Origin of the sequence: Nocardia sp. JW2 (assembly GCF_051843015.1) — a bacterium.
GTDB lineage: Bacteria > Actinomycetota > Actinomycetes > Mycobacteriales > Mycobacteriaceae > Nocardia > Nocardia coubleae.
Genome location: NZ_JBPXLK010000005.1, coordinates 245,507 through 264,093, shown reverse-complemented (window position 1 = coordinate 264,093; position 18,587 = coordinate 245,507). Strand labels below are relative to the sequence as shown.

General features: G+C 69.3%; 18 protein-coding genes. 5 read left to right on the top strand and 13 right to left on the bottom strand.

From position 1 onward, the window contains the following. Window positions 1-20 precede the first annotated feature (20 nt). A complete protein-coding gene (locus tag ACSVDM_RS10630; protein WP_439264311.1) occupies window positions 21-1,364 on the top strand; it encodes a DUF5933 domain-containing protein in 1,344 nt (447 codons plus the stop codon). Here the strand turns inward: ACSVDM_RS10630 and mnhG are convergent, their stop codons facing one another. The 8 genes from mnhG to ACSVDM_RS10590 form a co-directional block, all read right to left on the bottom strand. After that, the gene (gene mnhG, locus ACSVDM_RS10625; protein ID WP_067484566.1) at window positions 1,365-1,697 is read right to left on the bottom strand and encodes a monovalent cation/H(+) antiporter subunit G; all 333 of its coding nucleotides are present in this window, start codon (window positions 1,695-1,697) and stop codon (window positions 1,365-1,367) included. Further along, the gene (locus ACSVDM_RS10620) at window positions 1,694-1,954 is read right to left on the bottom strand and encodes a monovalent cation/H+ antiporter complex subunit F (RefSeq protein WP_225278374.1); all 261 of its coding nucleotides are present in this window, start codon (window positions 1,952-1,954) and stop codon (window positions 1,694-1,696) included. The genes mnhG and ACSVDM_RS10620 overlap by 4 nt, the downstream gene beginning before the upstream one ends. Further along, window positions 1,951-2,484, bottom strand: coding sequence for a Na+/H+ antiporter subunit E (locus ACSVDM_RS10615; protein WP_372462146.1), 534 nt, complete (start codon window positions 2,482-2,484; stop codon window positions 1,951-1,953). The genes ACSVDM_RS10620 and ACSVDM_RS10615 overlap by 4 nt, the downstream gene beginning before the upstream one ends. A gap of 17 nt (window positions 2,485-2,501) precedes the next feature. Then, the gene (locus ACSVDM_RS10610) at window positions 2,502-4,100 is read right to left on the bottom strand and encodes a Na+/H+ antiporter subunit D (RefSeq protein WP_439264309.1); all 1,599 of its coding nucleotides are present in this window, start codon (window positions 4,098-4,100) and stop codon (window positions 2,502-2,504) included. Continuing rightward, window positions 4,097-4,483, bottom strand: coding sequence for a Na(+)/H(+) antiporter subunit C (locus ACSVDM_RS10605; protein ID WP_439264308.1), 387 nt, complete (start codon window positions 4,481-4,483; stop codon window positions 4,097-4,099). The genes ACSVDM_RS10610 and ACSVDM_RS10605 overlap by 4 nt, the downstream gene beginning before the upstream one ends. Next, window positions 4,480-7,263, bottom strand: coding sequence for a Na+/H+ antiporter subunit A (locus ACSVDM_RS10600; protein WP_439264306.1), 2,784 nt, complete (start codon window positions 7,261-7,263; stop codon window positions 4,480-4,482). Before ACSVDM_RS10600 ends, ACSVDM_RS10605 begins: the two co-directional genes overlap by 4 nt. A 108-nt stretch (window positions 7,264-7,371) precedes the next feature. Beyond that, entirely contained in the window at window positions 7,372-8,646 is a 1,275-nt protein-coding gene (locus ACSVDM_RS10595) for a hypothetical protein (protein ID WP_157105034.1), read from the bottom strand. A gap of 57 nt (window positions 8,647-8,703) precedes the next feature. Then, window positions 8,704-10,902, bottom strand: a complete 2,199-nt coding sequence (locus tag ACSVDM_RS10590; RefSeq protein WP_439264305.1) for an AAA family ATPase — start codon at window positions 10,900-10,902, stop codon at window positions 8,704-8,706. A 138-nt stretch (window positions 10,903-11,040) separates the two neighbouring features. Between ACSVDM_RS10590 and ACSVDM_RS10585 the strand changes: the two genes are divergently transcribed. Then, window positions 11,041-11,403: a hypothetical protein gene (locus ACSVDM_RS10585; protein ID WP_067484587.1), complete on the top strand. Its 363-nt coding sequence runs from the start codon at window positions 11,041-11,043 to the stop codon at window positions 11,401-11,403. Window positions 11,404-11,405: 2 nt separating this feature from the next. Here the strand turns inward: ACSVDM_RS10585 and ACSVDM_RS10580 are convergent, their stop codons facing one another. The 5 genes from ACSVDM_RS10580 to ACSVDM_RS10560 form a co-directional block, all read right to left on the bottom strand. Beyond that, window positions 11,406-11,750, bottom strand: a complete 345-nt coding sequence (locus ACSVDM_RS10580) for a UBP-type zinc finger domain-containing protein (RefSeq protein WP_439264303.1) — start codon at window positions 11,748-11,750, stop codon at window positions 11,406-11,408. Window positions 11,751-11,809: 59 nt separating this feature from the next. Then, window positions 11,810-13,249, bottom strand: coding sequence for an ATP-binding protein (locus ACSVDM_RS10575; RefSeq protein WP_439264301.1), 1,440 nt, complete (start codon window positions 13,247-13,249; stop codon window positions 11,810-11,812). An 8-nt stretch (window positions 13,250-13,257) separates the two neighbouring features. Continuing rightward, the gene (locus tag ACSVDM_RS10570) at window positions 13,258-14,925 is read right to left on the bottom strand and encodes an FAD-dependent oxidoreductase (RefSeq protein ID WP_067484608.1); all 1,668 of its coding nucleotides are present in this window, start codon (window positions 14,923-14,925) and stop codon (window positions 13,258-13,260) included. A 26-nt stretch (window positions 14,926-14,951) separates the two neighbouring features. Then, a complete protein-coding gene (locus ACSVDM_RS10565; RefSeq protein WP_067642018.1) occupies window positions 14,952-15,131 on the bottom strand; it encodes a hypothetical protein in 180 nt (59 codons plus the stop codon). A 189-nt stretch (window positions 15,132-15,320) separates the two neighbouring features. Continuing rightward, window positions 15,321-16,352 carry a beta-ketoacyl-ACP synthase III gene (locus ACSVDM_RS10560; protein ID WP_439264299.1) on the bottom strand — a complete coding sequence of 344 codons (1,032 nt, stop codon included), beginning with the start codon at window positions 16,350-16,352 and terminating at the stop codon, window positions 15,321-15,323. 240 nt (window positions 16,353-16,592) lie between these two features. Between ACSVDM_RS10560 and ACSVDM_RS10555 the strand changes: the two genes are divergently transcribed. From ACSVDM_RS10555 to ACSVDM_RS10545, 3 genes are all read left to right on the top strand, one after another. Continuing rightward, window positions 16,593-16,865 (top strand): GlsB/YeaQ/YmgE family stress response membrane protein, encoded by a 273-nt coding sequence (locus tag ACSVDM_RS10555; protein ID WP_067642016.1) that lies wholly within the window; start codon window positions 16,593-16,595, stop codon window positions 16,863-16,865. Window positions 16,866-16,934: 69 nt separating this feature from the next. Continuing rightward, window positions 16,935-17,648 carry a phosphatidylserine decarboxylase gene (locus tag ACSVDM_RS10550; RefSeq protein WP_067484619.1) on the top strand — a complete coding sequence of 238 codons (714 nt, stop codon included), beginning with the start codon at window positions 16,935-16,937 and terminating at the stop codon, window positions 17,646-17,648. Next, window positions 17,645-18,523, top strand: a complete 879-nt coding sequence (locus ACSVDM_RS10545) for a CDP-alcohol phosphatidyltransferase family protein (protein ID WP_067484621.1) — start codon at window positions 17,645-17,647, stop codon at window positions 18,521-18,523. The genes ACSVDM_RS10550 and ACSVDM_RS10545 overlap by 4 nt, the downstream gene beginning before the upstream one ends. The last annotated feature ends 64 nt before the right edge of the window (window positions 18,524-18,587 follow it).

The following is an 18,587-nucleotide window of genomic DNA, read 5'->3' as shown; positions in this document are numbered from 1 at the left end:
CCGCCGTTTACGATGGGTGGATGCTTGTCGAACATCCGCGTGCTGCCGCGGGGGGTGCCACCCTCGGTTCCCGTCTGTGCGAACCGAGGACGCTCGCCGCGGTCGCGGTGTCGGCGGTCCTGCTACTGCTGATCGGCCTGCAGATCGCGGCGTCGATCAGCGGCTTCGAAGGACCACTCGCCAGCTTGGCGCGCGACTATGTCGGCACGCCCAAGTCGATGTCGGTGCCGTGGGCGGGTCTCGTCCTCGCGCTGGTCGGGGTGTCGGCGCGCAGGCGGGTGTTCGCGGTGAGTGCCGCGATCGGGATCGACGCGGTGTTCGTCGCGCTGCGGCTGCTCGACGGTAAACCGTTCACCGTCGGCAACGGGCCGACCATCGTGCTCACCGCCGTCGCGATCATCGCGGCGGTGCGCTGGCAGGGACGCGAACGTACCGACGCGCTGAAGGCCGCGGCACTGGGTGCCTTGCTCATCCTGGCGACGAAGGTCGGCGACGTGTGGTTGCACGTCACCTCGGCGGTACACCCGACGGTGCTCGACGAATACCTGCTGCTCGCCGATCACGCGCTCGGCGACCCGTCGTGGGTGGTCGGCCGGGTGCTCGAGGTCCTCGGGCCCGAGGTGTACGCGGTGCTGCACTGGGTCTACATCGAGCTGCCGGTGGCGGCGATCGTCGTCGCGGTGTGGCAGTTGCGCGGCGTGGTCACCACGGGAATCTGGCCGGGGCACTATCTGGTTCGCACGTTCCTGGTGCTCGGGTTGGTCGGGCCGCTGTTCTATGTGCTGTTCCCCGTGGTCGGCCCGATGTTCGCCTTCGGCGCCGACGGCAACGGCTTCCAGCTCGGCAACTTCTGGCCCTCGGCGCTGCCGCCGATCGGGCAGAGCCCGGCACCGCTGCCGTTCGACGAGTTCACCCCGCGCAACTGCATGCCCTCGATGCACACCGCCTGGGCGCTGTCGCTGTTCATCCACACGCGTCGCGATGTCGACGGCAGCCGCGCGCCCGCGTGGTTGCGGTGGGGCGGGGCGTTCTGGCTGGCCGCGACGGTCGCGGCGACGCTCGGGTTCGGTTACCACTACGGCGTGGATCTGGTGGCGGGTGTGGTGCTGTGCCTGACCGTCGAATCGGCGCTGCGCGAACCCGAGCGAGGCTGGGACGCGGCGCGCATCCGCTTGGTCGCCCTCGGATCGTCCGTGTTCGGTGGTCTGCTGCTCGGTTACCGCTACCTGGCGGTCGAGATGGCGCAGTACCCGGTGCTGGCCGGCGCCATCGTGATCGGGCTGCTCGCGGCGGTCGCCGTGGCCTTCCACCTCACCTGGTTCGCCGCCGCGCCCGACCGGGCACCGGCCGCGGTCCGGGTGTAGTCAGTCCACCTCGTCGCCGAGTTCGTTGACGCGCAACAGGCCGTCGCGGTGCCGTTGCTCGCGGTAGGCGGTGCGCCCGAGCAGATGCGCGACCACCGGTGCGGTGATGATCGTGAACAGCGCGGTGAGCACGAGCATCCACACATTCGCGTCGCCGCGCAGGTCGATCCCGGTGCCGATGAGAACCATGATCAGACCGATCACCTGCGGTTTCGTCGCCGCGTGCATCCGGGTGAGGGTGTCGGGGAAGCGCACGATCCCGAGTGCGGCGGTGCACGCGAGGACACAGCCGAGCACGATCAGCGGCGCCGACACCCACTCCCAGCCGCTCATCGGTCGTCCCGCACGCGAAAGCGCGTCACCGCGGCCGAGCCGAGGAAACCGACGAGGGCCAGCGCGACGATCGCCGGGACGACGGTGGTGTCGTTGCTGTAGGCCGCCCACACCGCGAGCCCGGACGCGGCGATGGCCATCAGCGAGTCGATCCCGACCACTCGGTCGAGGGTGCTCGGTCCGGCGAGGACGCGGTAGGCGGTGCAGATGGCGGCGAACGACAGCAGCACGGCCGCGATGACGGCGACGACGGTCATACCTGAACCTCCGGTCCGTGATGCCGCTCGCCTGGTCGTTCGAAAGCGTCGATGATGAGACGTTCCAGGCGGCGGGTGGTGCGGTAGAAGTCGTCGACCGCCTTGTCGCTGCCCACATCGAGCACGTGGACGTACACCACGCAGCGCTGACGGTCGATCTCGAGCACCATGGTGCCGGGAATGAGATTGAGCAGATCGGTGCAGATCACCAGCACCAGATCCGACTGGATGCCGAGGGCCACGCGCAGCACACCCGACACCGGCGGGCCCGAGGGCCGCAGTGCGAACCAGGCCACCTGCACGCTCGACTCGAGTGCGTAATAGGTTGCCGCGGCGATCAATTCGAGGAAGGACAGCGGGTGGAACCGGCCGGTCACCGGGATCCGTGGCAGCGGAAGCGCGAACACGACGATCAGCGCGACCACTCCACCGGCGAGCACATTGGCCGCGCTGAGGTCGCCCCACAGGGCCACCCACACGGCGGTCAGCCAGGCGAGGACGCCGAGTCGCAAGACGTTCTGCCGGTTCACGAGCCGGCGCAACACGGTCATCGCGGCTCCTGCCCGCCGAGAACGGATTGGATATACACCGACGGGTCGTTCAGATCGGCCGCGGCGCGTTCGGCGATACCGAGTACGGGTCCGGCGAACACGGTGAGCGCGAGACCCGCGGTGATCAGCCCGGCGGTGGCGAGCACCATCAGCGCGGGCATGCGGCCGGGGTCGGTGCGGTCCTCGTATTGCACATCGGTCGAATCCTCCACCAGGGTAGGCGGTTTCGCGGCGCTGAGATGACCCTCGGGTGCTTCTTCGCGCGGGCGCCAGAACGCCTTGCCCCAGACCCGGGCCACCGCGTAGAGCGTGAGCAGGCTGGTGATCACCGAACCGGCGACCAGTACCCAGGCCAGCACGCTGCCGTCGGCCGCACCCGCCTCGAGCAGGGTCACCTTGCCGATGAAGCCCGAGAACGGCGGAATACCACCGAGATTCAGTGCCGGTATCAGGAAGAGCAGTCCGAGTAGCGGACTCGCCGAGGCGAGCCCACCGAGGCGGCGCAGCGACACCGACCCGGCCTGGCGCTCGATCAGGCCGACGGCGAGGAACAGTGCCGTCTGCACCAGAATGTGGTGGGCCACATAGAACACCGCGCCGGTGAGCCCGGCCGACCCGGCCAGCCCGATACCGAAAACCATGTACCCGATGTGGCTCACGAGGGTGAACGACAACAGACGCCGGATATCGGTTTGGGCGATCGCGCCGAGAATGCCGACGAGCATGGTCGCCAGTCCGCATACCAGCAGGATGTCGTCGAACGCGCCGTCCGGGAACCACAGCGTGTGCGTCCGGATGATCGCGTACACACCGACCTTGGTGAGCAGGCCCGCGAACACGGCGGTCACCGGCGCGGGCGCGGTGGGGTAGGAGTCGGGCAGCCAGCTCGACAGCGGGAACACCGCCGCCTTGATCCCGAACGCCACGAGCAGCACGGCGTAGCAGGCCGTGCGCACCCCCTGCGGTGTCGCCTCGAGCCGGACGGCCAGTTGCGCGAGGTTCAGGGTGCCGGTGGCCGCGTAGGTGAGCCCGATGCCGATCAGGAAGATCATCGACGACACCATCGACACCATCACGTACGCGATGCCGGTGCGGATGCGTTCCTCGGTGGCGCCGACGGTGAGCAGCACGAACGAGGCGGCGAGCAGCAGCTCGAACCCGACGAACAGGTTGAACAGGTCGCCGGCAAGGAATGCCATCGACACACCGGCCGTGAGCACCAGGTAGGTGGGCCGGTAGATCGAGGTGGGCTGGTTCTCGTCGCCGTCGGAGATGTTCTGCCCCGCACCGTAGATCGACACGAGGAGCAGGACGAACGCCGAGACCAGCAGCATCGCCGCGCTCAGCCGGTCGACGACGAGGGTGATCCCGATCGGGGTCGGCCAGCCGCCCACCTGCACCGCCGTCGTGCCGTCGCGGTCGGCGAGATACAGCAGCAGCGCGCTGATGACGAGCACACCCGACAGCGCGACCATCGACACCAGCCGCTGGACGCGCGGTCGGCGCCCGAAGATCAGGGTGACCGCGGCGGCGAGCAGCGGGACAAGCACCGGCAGCGCGGCGAGGTCGGGAAGCAACTGCGGGGAGAGGGTCATTCGGCCGGGTCCTCGCTCTCGCGCCGGGCCGCGACCTGGGTGTCCTCGGGGTCGTTGCGGACGTCTTCGGTGGTGGTCAGCCGGTAGGCGCGGTAGGCGAGGGCGAGCACGAACGCGGCCAAGCCCATCGTGATGACGATGGCGGTGAGCACCATCGCCTGGGCCAGCGGATCGGCCATGCCGTCGGGTGAGGTGTCCGAGCCGGACAGCACCGGTGGGTTCCCGTCCGGCCCGCCGCCGACGGTGAGGATCAGCAGGTTCACCGCGTTGCCGAGCAGGATGATCCCCAGCAGCATCTTCGACACCACCCGCTCGAGCACCAGATACACCCCGCAGGCGGTGAGCGCGCCGATCGTGAGCAGCAGGACGAGGTTGGCACTCATGAGATCTCCTTGTCCAGGCGAGCGCCGAGGCTGCGCAGCACGTCGAGGGTGAGGCCGACGATCACCAGGTACACGCCGAGATCGAAGAACATGGCGGTGACGAGTTTGATGTGGCCGAGCACCGGCACGGTGATCTCGATGATCGCCGAGGACAGCGGTGGGGCCCCGAGCAGCAGCGAGGTGGTGGCCGTCCCGGCGGCGAGGATCAGGCCCGCGCCGAGGAGGTGGCCGGCGTCGACCGGCAGGGCCTCGCCGAGTTCGTAGCGCCCTCCCGCCAGGTAGCGCAGGGTGAGGGCGAGCCCGGCGAGCAGGCCGCCGGCGAAGCCGCCGCCGGGCGCGTTGTGGCCGGAGAAGAAGAAGTACACCGACAAGACCATGATGGTCGGGAACAGCAGCCGGGTGGTGATCTGCAGGACCATCGACCGTTCGCGCCGGTCGAGCAGCCGGGCGGCGGGCAGCCAGCTCACCGCGTCGGGGTTGTAGTTCGGTGCGTCGGCGGCACGCGGTGCGCTGCCGAAGCGGCGGCTGCGGAACACCAGCGAGGCCACGCCGGTGGCGGCGACGACGAGTACCGAGATCTCGCCGAGGGTGTCCCAGGCACGGATGTCGACGAGCAGCACGTTCACCGCGTTCTTGCCGCCACCCACCCGGTAGGCGGCGTCGGGGATGGTGCGCCAGATCGGTTCGCTGTGCCGGGCGGCGGAGGCGAACGCGGCGAGTACCGTCACGGTGACACCGACCGCGATGGCGAGCAGCGCGCGACGGACCTTGAACGCGGCGGCGTAGCCGTCGGCGATCTCGGCCGGGAATCCGCGCAATACCAGCACGAAGATCACCAGAGTCAGTGTCTCGACCAGGAATTGGGTGAGCGCGAGGTCCGGTGCGCCGTGCAGCGCGAAGATCACGCCGCAGCCGTATCCGGTGACACCGACCACGAGCACACTGGCCAACCTGTTGCGCAGCACCGTCGCCGCGAGGGCCATGGCGATCATGATCGCGCCGATCACCGCCTGCAACGGTGAATCCCACAGGTGCAGGGTGATGCCCGTGCGGGTGCCGGTCGCGAGCATCACGGCGGGCAGCACGATGAGCGTGCAGAGGATGAAGGCCTGGCTGACGGGCAGCGAACCGGACTGCACCGTGCCGGTGAGGCGAAGCGAAAGCCGGTCCATCGCCCGCAGCGCGGCGTCGTAACCCCGGTCGGCATTGCCGAGTCGCGGGCGGGCAGGCTCGTGAATCCTGTTGCGTACCAAGAACAATGCGAAACCGACCAGCACGATGACGGCGGTGAGGGCGAGGGCGGGCGTGAAGCCGTGCCACAGCGCGAGCGCACCGTCGAGGACACCGGGCAGGGTCTTCGCGTACGGGCTCAGCCACTCGTCGACGACCCCGGCGCCGAACCCACCCGCCAGCCCGGCCACCGCGAGCACGGCGGGCGGGCCGACCAGCAGCGGTCCCGGCGCGTGCCAGGTTGTCGTAACGCCGGGGCTCGTGCCGAACGCGGCCCACAGGAACCGTGCGCTGTAGGCGACGGTGAGGGCCGAGCCGACGGCGATGCCGGTCAGCAGCAGCACCCGCACCGGCGGGCTGAACACCTGCGCCGCCCATACCGCGCTCAAGGCGGATTCCTTGCCGACGAACCCGAGCATCGGCGGCAACCCCGCCATGCTGATCGCCGCGGTCGCCGCCACCGCGCACAGCACCGGCGCGCGCCGCCCGAGGCCCGACAACCGGCGCAGATCGCGAGTGCCCGCACCGTGATCGATGATGCCGACCACCATGAACAGGCACGCCTTGAACAGCCCGTGCGCCACCAGCAGCGCCAGCCCGGCGAGCGCGGCATTCGGGGTGCCGATGGCCATCATGGTGATGAGCAGTCCGAGCTGGCTCACCGTGCCGAACGCCAGCACCAGTTTCAGGTCGTGCACCTGCATGGCCCGCCATCCGGCCAGCAGCATCGACGCGATCCCCAAGGGCAGCACGAGCACATGCCACGGTGGGGTCTGGGAAAGGGCGGGTGCCAGGCGGGCGACCAGGTAGATGCCCGCTTTCACCATCGCGGCGGCATGCAGATACGCGCTCACGGGAGTCGGCGCGGCCATCGCACCCGGCAACCAGAAGTGCAGTGGCACGATCGCCGACTTGCTCAGCGCACCGACGAGCACGAGCGCCACCGCCACCGACACCGCGATCCCGCCGGGCGGGGATTCGCGGGCGAGCACGTCCGACAGCAGGAAACTGTCGTAGCGCAAGCCGAGGATGACGATGCCGACCAGCATCGCCAGCCCACCCGCCGCAGTGACCAGCAGCGCCTGGATCGCGGCCCGGCGACTCGCGGCCTGCTCGGCGTAGTGGCCGACAAGCAGGAACGACAGCACCGTGGTGATTTCCCAGAACACGTAGAGCAACAGCATGTTGTCGCTGGTCACCAGACCGAACATGGCACCGGAGAAGCCGACCAGCTCGGCCGCGAATATCCCGAGCCGCGCCTCGTCACGGTCGAAATAGCGCCCGCAATAGGCCAGGATCAGCGCGCCGATGCCGAGGACGAGCACACACATCACGGCGGCGAGTGAATCGAAGCGCAGGTCGATGTCCATCGAGATCTGCGGCGCCCACCGCACCCGGCTGGTGACGGTGACGCCCCAGTGCGCGATCACCCACCCGAGACTGCCCAGCGGAACCAGCGCCAGCAGGTAGAAAGCGTTGCGGCCCAGCGCTCGCACGCACAGCGGGGCCGCGAGCGCGGCCATTGCGTGAGCGAGCAGGACAGCGAGCAACCGCGCCTCCGGGTCTCCTAGCGTGTGGCGAGCCCCGATCCTACGGGCGCGGAGACGATGCGCGTCGGCACCGAGGCTGTCGCGTCGGCCATGTCGGCACCGGTATGGCTATGACCTGGGTGCCGGTTCGGCGGGCCTGATCCAGTAGAACAGCGCCAGCGCGACCGCGGCGCCGATCGTGATGGCCAGCGCCGTGAACCCGGGGACCTGGTCGTCGGCGTTCACCCCGCCCGCGGGCCAGTTGCGCAGGCGGGTGGGGATGGCCCACAGGATCGACGGTAGATACAGCGCCCCGAGGGCCAGTACCGCGCTCGGCAGATAACTCACCCGTACCGAGGCGAAGCCGTACCCGGCGACGGCGGCGAGCAACCCGGTGCCGATCATCCAGGTGACAGTCCAGCCGAAATTGTCGGTGAACAGCGAGAAGACCGCGATCGCGGCCGCACCGAGCAGCACCGGCCACGGCGACGGCCGCGCCAGCCCGGCCAGCACGGTGATCACGACCACCGCGATCACCACAAGCAGGTTCCAGCCGAGGCTCGGCGCGTCCCCGAGCGAATCGGCCACGGCGGCCAGGCTGACCGCGAGCAGCACGGCGGCGCCGTCACGATCGGGCAGCAGCAGGGCGGTGACGAAGGCGGCGGTGACGGTGAGGACCACCGCGAGACCCACCTGTGCGGTGCTGGCGCGTCGTCCGTCGAATTCGCCCGAGAGCCATTCGGTGGTGAGCAGCAGGGTCAGTGCGAGCAGGGTGGTCGCGATGATCGGGGAGATCGGCAGGTCGGCGGCCAGCCGGGGCGGGGCGCCGAGGATGACGCCGTGCTGGTGCCGTGCGGTGTTCACCGCGAGCAGGACCAGGGCGAACAGCACCAGCCACGTGGGGCTGTGCGCGGACTTGTCGGCCTGGGTCGAATTCGAGGTGAAGATCGCGACCACCTCGCCGTACACGAACACCACGATCGTTCCGACCGCGAAACCGACCGCGGGCCAGCGCATCCGCAACGAGCAGATCCCGAGCGCGCCGTAGGCCGCGCCGCCGCAGATGCTGTCGATGTAGTTCTGGGTGGTCAGCACATCGGCCGAGGTCATCAGGGTGCCGATGTAGTAGTTCACGGCCAGTGCCGCCGTCGCGCAGGTGGCGGTGAGCCACACCAGCCCGGGCCGGGTGAGCGGGCGGACGAGCACCGCGACGACCACCGCGACGATGAGCCCGAGGGCGGCGGCCCGGGGGACGCTGTTGACCAGGCTGGTGACCCGGTACGGCGAATCGAGCGCCGAGGCGGCGGTGGTGCGGAACGTGAACGGCAGGAACAGCGCCATGCCCGCGACCGCGGCACCCGCGAACGCTGTCACCGCATCCAGACCATCACCGATCCTGGGCACGGTTCCGACGATACCGGCGAAACACGCACCACCTGGGAAATCAGCCCCCGGGGCGGTTCATCCCCGGTTGCGCGCGTACTCCCGCAACGATTCGACCTGTGCGGGGTCGAGCGAGGGGCGCACGGTGCGGCGGGCGGTCGCCACGTCCTCGGCGGTGACATCGGCGGCGGCCATATCGCGGCGCAGCGCCGTGAGGGCGGCTTCGCGCAGCAGGGCGGCGCAGTCGGCGGCGGAGTAGCCGTCGAGGTCGTCGGCGAGGGCAGCCAGGTCGACGTCGTCGGCCAGCGGCACCGAGCGACCGGCGGTACGCAGGATATCGAGCCGCGCGGCCGCATCGGGCGGCGGAACGAACACCAGCCGTTCCAGCCTGCCCGGGCGCAGCAGCGCCGGGTCGATGAGTTCGGGCCGGTTCGTCGCCCCTAGCACCACCACATCGCGCAGCGGCTCCACCCCGTCGAGTTCGGTGAGCAGGGCGGCGACCACCCGGTCCGACACTCCCGAATCGCTGCTCTGTCCCCGGCGTGGGGCGAGCGCGTCGACCTCGTCGAGGAAGATCAGCGACGGCGCCGAATCGCGGGCCCGCTGGAACAGTTCGCGCACCGCGCGCTCCGACGAACCGACCCACTTGTCCATCAGCTCAGCACCTTTCACCGCGTGGACGCTGAGCTGTCCGGTCCCGGCCAAGGCACGGACCAGGAAGGTCTTGCCGCAACCGGGCGGCCCGTAGAGCAGCACGCCGCGCGGCGGCTCGATGCCGAGCCGGGCGAACGAGTCGGGGTGGCGCAGCGGCCACAGCACCGCTTCGGTGAGTGCCTGTTTGGTTTCCACCATGTCGCCCACGTCGTCGAGATCCAGGGAGCCGATGGCCAATTCCTCGGTGCCGGAACGGGACAGCGGCCGGATGACGTCGAGCGCGCCGATGAGGTCGTCCTGGGTGAGTTCGGGGTCGGCCTGTTCCCGGCTGGCGCGACCGGCCGCGCGCACCGCCGCCTCCCGGCACACCGCGGCCAGGTCGGCGACGACGAAACCCGGTGTGCGCGAGGCGATCACGTCGAGGTCGAGCTTGCCCGACGGCACCTTGCGCAGCAGTTGTTCCAGTAGCGCGCGGCGCACGAGTGCGGTCGGCAGCGGCAGGGCCAGCTCGCGGTCGCACAGGTCGGGTGCCCGCAGACGCGAATCCACCTGTGCCGGATGCGCGGTGGTGGCCAGCAGCGCGACGCGTGGCGCGCGGACGGCGGCCCGCAACTGGTCGAGGATGAGAGTGGCGACGGGTTCGGCCTCCACCGGGAGCAGCGCGTCGATATCGGTGACGATCAGCACCCCGCCCTGGTCGGTGGCGATATCGGCGACCGCCTCGGCGACCTCACGCAACCGCGCGCCGCTCTCGCTCGCCCCGACGCTCGGCCCGTCGAGCACGACGACCCGGCGTGGTGCGGCGACCGCTTCGGCGAGGGTCGCCTTGCCCACGCCCGCCGGACCGGTGATGAGCACGCCGAGATGTGCCGGTGCGCCGAGGACTTTCAGCAGTTCCGGTTCGTCGAGCGCCAGGCTCAGCCATTCGGCGAGCTTGGCCGCCTGGCTCTGCACGCCCGCCAGATCCTCCACCGGCACCGGCACGCTGCCGGCACTCACCGTCGGCGCCTCGAGCGGGGTGGCGATGGCGCCGCCGTCGCGCTCCAGCGCATGCTGCACTGCCGCCGCGCCGCTGCCCCAGCCGACCGCCGAATTCGGCTGCACACTCACCGGACCCGGCCGCGGGTCGATCGCGGTGACCGTGAGCAGCTCGGTGGTCCAGGCGATCCCGAATGTGCGCGCCAGCGCCTGAGTGGTTGCCGCGGAGCTGATATCGGGACCGAGATCGCGTGGCAGCAGCGACACCGTGTCGCCGACGGTGACCACCTTGCCGAGCAGGGCCTGGCGCAGCGTCGCGGCGGGAATGCTCGCCATCGCCTGCGCCGAACCGCTCAGCGAGATCTGCTTCGCGCCGAACACCGTCACCGGGGCGACGGTCACCGCCGCGTTCTCCCGCAGCCCGACATTCGACAGGGTCACGTCGTCGAGCAGCGCGACGCCGGGCGGGCTGCCCGCGGGCGCCTTGGCCACCACCGCGGCCGTGCGCCGTGCGCCGATCAGCGCGATACCGTCCCATTCCCGCAGGCCGAGCGCCGTGAGCGTCTCCGGATGCAGACGAACCACCCCGCGACGGGCGTCGGCGGCCGAGGGATTGAGACGAGCGGTCAGCGAAAGTTCAGCCACCGTGCCATTCTGCCCGCTGCCCGGACCGAGCGCTGTGGACGATCAGCGATCGATTGGCTCATCCCAAGGTCGGAGTCTGTACGCTGCACCCGACGCGCCGGACGTGCCGGCGCCGCGATCCACCGGGGAAACCAGCAGATGAACCGAATCTCTTCCGTCGTCGCGACTGCCGGGGCACTCACCCTGATCCTGGCAGGCTGCGGTTCCGCCGACGAAGCCACCGACGCCTCCGGCCTGCGCAAGGGCACGCCCGCGAGCACCACCGCACCGGCCACGACCACGTCCAAGGCGGCCGCGAGCGGTTCGCAGGTCACCTGCTCGGAATTCAAGTCACTCGACAACGACGCGCAGACGCGGGTCATCGAGCAGATCCTGGCCGACAATCCCGGCGGCCCGTTCGAGGGCAGCCCGAACGTGGCGCTCGGCACCGCCAAACTGGTGTGCCTGGCACCGGGCAATGCCGACAAGACGGTGGCCGAGGCCGCCGGGATGACGCCCTGACCTCAGTGGATCAGTGACTGCCAGTTCTCGGGAACCCGGCCCGCCGGGCCGGGAGCGGGCTGATCGGTGGGATGACTGGTCGGCGCCGCGAGTTCGGGTCCGCCCTCGTACATCTCATTGGTCGCGAAGTTCCAGAACCAGTCCTCGCCGGGCTCGTAACTCTGCATGAACGGGTGACCGGTGCTGCCGTAGTGCCGGGTGGCGTGCTGGCTCGGAGAGCTGTCACAGCAGCCGATGTGCCCGCACTGCGCGCACCGGCGCAGGTGCACCCACCAGCCACCGGCCTCGGTGCACTCGGCACACCCCGGCCCGCTGGGCGGCACCGTTGGATCGATTCCTTCTGGCATTCGCTGACCTCCGTGTCCAGGCGGCTGGCGCCGCGGGGGTTCTCGGCGTGCTTGGCACCCTACGACCCGGCGGGTACCTGCTGCGCGGGTTGCAACGGCAGGCGCACGGTGAACCGCGTGTCGCCGGGAACGGAATCGACGCGGATATCACCGTCGTGTTTGTTCACCACGATGCGGAACGAGATGTCCAGGCCGAGACCGGTGCCCTCACCGACCGGTTTGGTCGTGAAGAACGGTTCGAAGATGCGGTTGCGCGACTCCTCGGAAATCCCGGGACCCGTATCGCCGATTTCGACTGCCACACAACCGTTCTCACGATAGGTGCGCACCGTGAGGGTGCCCTCGCCGCCCATCGCGTAGACCGCGTTGTCGATCAGATTCGTCCACACCTGATTGAGTTCGGCGGCGAAGCACGGCACCGGCGGCAGGGCGCGGTCGTAGTCCTTGACCACCCGCACACCGTCACCGAGCTTGCGGTTGAGCATCACCAGGGTGGAATCGAGCAGTTCGTGCAGGTCGACGACCTGGTACGGCGCCCGATCCATCTGCGAGTACTGCTTGGCCGCGCCGACGAGCGTGGAGATGCGGCCGGTGGAGTCGACGATCTCGTTCAGCAGCAACTCGGTCTCGATGGTGTAGTTCAGCCAGCGCACCGCGCCCTCGAACACGTCGGCATGGCAGGCCTGCAGGGTCGCCTTCACCCCTTCGAGCCAGTCGACGTCGAGACCGGCCTGCACGAAGGTGGGCGCCAGGTTCCAGCCGTCGGCGATGCCCTCGTCGGTGAACCAGTCGGCGAGGGCATCCTCGCGGTCGGCCGCCTCGAGCGGCGACAGATCCGGCGCCTTGGCCACCTGCTCGGCGGCCTGTTCCTGCAGCTCCACCAGGTGCACGAGAGCCTCGGTGGGGAACTTGCCCTCGGCCATCATCTTGAGCTTGTGCCGCATCCCGGCTACCCGCTCACGCAACCCGGCGGTGGCGCGCACGGCAGCGGCGGCGGGATTGTTGAGCTCGTGGGTGAGGCCCGCCGACAGCGAACCGAGTGCGACGAGCCGCTCACGCTCGGCGATGCGCTGGTTCGATCGCCGCCCACCGAAGAACGCGCCCTCGAGCAGGTGCACCGCCATCGGGAACCACGCGTGCATCATCCGGGAGAAGTCGGCCGCGTCGAGTACCAGGAACCGGGAGCGGCGCAGCACATACATCGACCCGTTGTAGTTCGGCTCGGCCTTGTCGCCCAGGTACGCCGTCCACGCGCCGGCGTACACACCGCGCTGGTCGGTCCGGTTGGTTTCCACCTCCACCCCGCCCGAGAGCTTGGTCAGCTTCACCTCGCCGTCGATGAGCACGTAGAAGCAGGTCGCTGGTTGGCCCTCGAGGAACACCGGCCCCGGATCGACGTATTCGATGCGACCGGCCGCACACAGCTCGGAAAGCTGTGCGTCGTCGAGCTTTTCGAACAGGAACAGGGTTCGCAGTTCTTCGGGATCACAGACCGACATCACGCCTCCTACGACAGGTACCGGTGCACGAACATCACGGCCATGGCGCCTTCGCCGACCGCCGAGGCGACCCGCTTGGCCGACTCCGCGTGCACGTCACCGGCCACGAACACCCCGGGCACGCTGGTTTCGAGGTGGTGCGGTGGGCGCGGCAGCTCCCAGCCTGCCGGGCGCGCGCCGTCGACGAGCAGGTCGGGGCCCGCCAGCACGTAGCCGGCGTCGTCGCGGGCGACGACACCGTCGAGCCAGCCGGTCTGCGGTGCGGCGCCGATGAACAGGAACAACCGTTGCGCGTCGACCTTGTCCTCGGTGCCGTTGCGGTTGTCGCGCAGGACGATCCGTTCCAGGTGCTGGTCGCCGTCGGCGCCGGTCACCTCGGTTTCGGTGTGCACGGTGATGTTCGGGATCTGCGCGATCTGCTGAATCAGGTAGTGCGACATCGACTTCTCCAGCGAGTCACCACGCACCACCAGGTGCACCCCACGCGCATGCCGTGACAGGAACACCGCGGCCTGCCCGGCGGAGTTCGCGCCGCCGACGATGTACACCTCCTGCTCGGCGCATTCGGTGGCCTCGGTCATCGCCGAGCCGTAATACACGCCGCGCCCGGTGAATTCGTCGACACCCGGCGCCGGATGACGTCGATAGTCCACGCCGGTGGCGATGAGAACCGTGTGCGCGCACAGTGATCCGCCATCGGCGAAGCGCACGGTGCGCGCCGAGCCGTTCACCTCCAGGCCCACGACCTCGCGGGTGGTGACGATCTCGGCACCGAACTTCGCGGCCTGCCTGCGTGCCCGGTCGGCCAGTTGTGCGCCCGAAAGCCCGTCGGGGAAGCCGAGATAGTTCTCGATGCGTGAGCTCTGCCCGGCCTGCCCGCCGGTCGCGGTGCGCTCCACCAGCACGGTGCGCAAACCCTCGGAGGCTCCGTAGACGGCGGCGCCGAGCCCTGCCGGACCACCGCCGACGACGATCAGGTCGTAGAACTCGTCGCTGGCCTGCACGGTGAGACCGCAGCTTTCGGCGAGTTCGCTGTCGGTCGGCTGGATCAGTGCCTCGCCCGCCTGGGTGATGACCACCGGACAGGACTGCGGATCGGCACCCGCCGCCTCGAGCAGCCGGGCGCCCTCGGGTTCGTCGCGCGGGTACCAGCGATACGGCAACTGGTTGCGCGCCAGGAACTCTCGCACCTGTGAGGATCGCGGCGACCAGCGGTCACCGACCACCTTGGTTTCGTAGACGGGTCGCTGTTCGGCGCTGCGCCAGGCGTCGAGGAGCCCGTCGATCACCGGATACAGCTTCTCCTCCGGCGGATCCCACGGCTTGAGCAGATAGTGGTCGAGGTCGACGACATTGATCGCGTTGATCGCCGCATCGGTGTCGGCGTAGGCGGTGAGCAATACGCGGCGTGCGTAGGGATGCAGGTCCATCGCCTGCTCGAGGAATTCGATGCCGTCCATACCCGGCATGCGGTAGTCGGCGATCAGCACGGCCACCGGCTGACCGCGCAGCTTCATCTCACGCAGGGCCTCGAGGGCCTGCGGACCCGATTCGGCGCGCAGAATGCGGTAGTCGGCGCCGAAGCGGCGGCGCAGGTCACGCACCACCGCCCGCGAAACGCCGGGATCGTCGTCGACGCTCAGAATGGCCGGTTTGGTCATGGCGGGATTGCTCACCCCGCAAGTATCCCCCGTGCGTGGAATCAGAGCTGGCGCTGGAGGACCAAGTCGAGTTCGCTCGGGGTGAGCAGGCGTTCGAGGCGTTCGTCGCGTTTGCGGCGGGTGAAGGCGCTGCGCAGGGCGAAGCTGTCGTCCGGCTCGATGGTGGGGAGCAGCGGAACCTCGTTGATGTGCCTGCGTGGCAGGAGTGAGCGCAGTTTCACGGCCGATCACCTCGGGGTCGACGACGGGTATGCCGGGCGGCTGAGCCTCTTCGATCAGCTACTTCGATTAGCGAAGAGTTTGCCAGCATGTCCGAGTTGGTGCAAGCGGGACGGGGTGGACACGGCCGAAGGGCCGGTCGGTGACCTGCTTCGGTGCAGGTCACCGCCGTCGTGGTGCGATTTGCCGAGTCAGGACTTCCAGGCGGGCATGGTGATCACCTGTGCGGCATAGGACAACCCGGCGCCGAAGGCGATGAGCAGGGCCGTGTCGCCCGGCTTCGATTCGCCCTTGCGCAGCAGCGCCTCCATGGCCAGCGGGATCGAGGCTGCCGAGGTGTTGCCCGCCTCCTCGATGTCGTTGGCCAGCGCGCAGCTCTCCGGCAACTTCAGCACCCGGGCCATGATCTCGATGATGCGGCCGTTGGCCTGGTGCGGGATCATCGCGTCGAGTTCGTCGGTGGTCAGGCCCGCGCGATCGATCGCCTCCCGGCACACCTTCTCCAGCGAGTGCGCCGCCCAGCGGAACACCGCCGTGCCCTCCATCGTGAGGTAGGGCCGCACCGCCTCGACGCCCTTCTCCTCGATCTCGGCGAAGAACTCCATCCAGTCCTTGCTCTGGCGGATGGCGTGGTGCTGGGTGCCGTCCGAACCCCACACCGTCGGGCCGATGCCCTGCTCCGGCGCGGGCCCGACGATCACCGCGCCGGCGCCGTCGGCGAACAGGAAGGCGGTGGAACGGTCGGTGAAATCGATGGTGTCGGTGAGCTTTTCGACGCCGATCACCAGCACGTGCTGCGAGGTGCCCGCGCGCACGAGGTCCGAGGCCATGCCGACGGCGTGACAGAAACCGGCACAGCCCGCGGAGATGTCGAAGGCGGCGGCGCCGGTCATGTCCAGGTCGGTGGCGATGCGCGGCCCGATGGCCGGGGTGAGCAGCAGGTGGGTGGACGTCGCGACGATGACGCAGTCGACCTGATCGGCCGCGACACCCGCGGCGGCCATCGCGTCACGCGCGGCGGCGACGCTCATGGATTGCACGGTCTCGGAGTCCGAGGCGAAGCGGCGGGTCTTGATGCCGGATCGGGTCTGGATCCACTCGTCGCTCGAGTTGATCGGGCCCGCGACCTCGTCGTTGGTGACCACCCGGGCGGGGCGGTACACGCCCAGCCCGAGGATCGCGGTGTGCTCCGCGCCAGTCGTCTGGGCGATTCGAGCAGCCATGCGTATCTCCTCTGTACCTGGCAACCTGCGGGTTGCACCGCTGGGTGTACCTGAAGCATCGAAATCTGTCCCTCATCGCCCGTGACCCCTACGTGGACAACATGTGAACGCGTAGACATGAGGCGTCCTCATATTAGCGCGAAAATCTGTCCGAAGAGTGTCGATTGTCACAAGAGGCGAGGGGTATAACTGTGAGACGAGGCGATAGCTAGCCGACCCTTCGAGGGAACGAGGTACACAATGCTCGGACTCGGGATCATTGGTTGGATCATCATCGGCGGACTCGCCGGATGGATAGCCAGCAAGTTCATGAAGACCGACGCCCAGCAGGGCATCCTGCTCAACATCGTCGTCGGTATCGTCGGCGGTCTGCTCGGCGGCTTCATCCTGAAGCTGTTCGGCGTCGACGTCGAGGGCGCGGGCTGGATCTTCAGCTTCATCACCTGTCTGGCCGGTGCCTGCCTGCTGTTGTTCCTGGTCGGACTCTTCACCGGGCGCAGATCAGTGCACTGACGGCCACTGCGGGCGACGGGCTTCCCGTAAGGTGTGATCGCTGTTGTCATCACACGAAAGAGGGAGCCCGTGGCACGCCGCCCCACCCCGCCCGGCACGCCCGAGACCACCGGCGTCGGCCATGTCGTCGACCTGGTCCGGGCCGCTGTACCTCCGCTGCACCCCGCAGGCCTGCCGTTCGTGGCGGCGCCGCTGGCGGTGGCGGTCGTCGGCGGACGCAACAAGTGGGTTCGGCGGGCCGGTTTAGCCGCCGCGGCGGCCTGCGCGGCCTTCTTCCGGCACCCGCACCGGGTGCCGCCCAACCGCGCGGGCATCGTCGTCGCACCCGCCGACGGCGAGATCGCCCTCGTCGACACGGCCGTGCCACCCGCCGAGCTCGGCCTGGGTGAGCAGCCGTTGCCGCGGGTGAGCATCTTCCTGTCCGTGCTCGACGTGCACGTGCAGCGCGTGCCCGTGTCCGGCACGGTGCGCGAGGTGCTGCACCAGCCGGGCAAATTCCTCTCCGCCGACCTGGCCGAGGCCTCCGACGCCAACGAGCGCAACAGCATGCTCATCGAGACGGCCGAGGGCAAGCAGGTCGTCGTCGTACAGATCGCCGGCCTGCTCGCGCGCCGCATCGTCTGCGACGCCCGGGTCGGCGATCAGCTCACCATCGGTGACACCTACGGACTCATCCGTTTCGGTTCCCGCGTGGACACCTACTTCCCGGCGGGCACCGAACTGCTGGTGACCCCCGGTCAGCGCACGATCGGAGCCGAAACCGTGCTGGCTGTGCTGGGATGATCGAACAGGCGCATTCGGCTCGCCGCCGTCGGCCGCGTTCGGTCCGGTTGCTGCCGAGCATCGTCACCATCCTCGCGCTGTGCTCGGGGTTGTCGGCGGTGAAGTTCGGGCTCGACGGTGAACTCGGCATCGCGCTGGCCATGGTCGGTGCCGCCGCCGTGCTCGACACCCTCGACGGCCGCTTGGCGCGCATGCTCGACGCCACCTCCAAGATGGGCGCCGAACTCGACTCGCTCTCCGACGCCATCTCCTTCGGCGTCGCGCCCGCGCTCGTCCTCTACGTCACGCTCCTCGACGGGTACAGCGCGGGCTGGATCATCGCCCTGATGTACGCGGTGAGCCTGGTGCTTCGCCTGGCCAGGTTCAACACCCTGCTCGACGACGATTCCCGCCCGAACTGGGCGCGTGAGTACTTCACCGGTGTGCCCGCGCCCGCGGGTGCCCTGATCGCGCTGGTCCCGATCGCGCTGAAGGTGCAGTTCGGCGACGGCTGGTGGGACAGCTTCACCTTCGTCGCCGTGTGGACGACCTTCGCCGCGCTGCTGTGTGTGAGCACCATCCCGACGCTCGCCATGAAGTCGGTGTCGGTGGCACCGCAGGCCGCCGCCGGTCTGCTGGTGCTCGTCGCCGTCGCGGCCGCGCTGCTGGTGACCTACCCGATCGTGCTGCTGCTGATCCTCGTCGCGCTGTACCTCGGTCACATCCCGTTCGCCTGGCGCTCGGCGCGCTGGGTGGCGGCGCGACCGGAGACCTGGCAGCACAAACCCGCCGAGCGGCGCGCCCAGCGGCGCGCGCAGCGGCGGATGCCGCAGATCCGTCGTCCGGCGATTCGCGGGTCGGCGCGGTTGCGGTTACGTCGTCCACGCGAGGACTAGCTTCCCGGCGAGACGCCGCCCACATCCTGCTGATCGCCGGGCTGGGCGGGCGGTACCGTAGCGC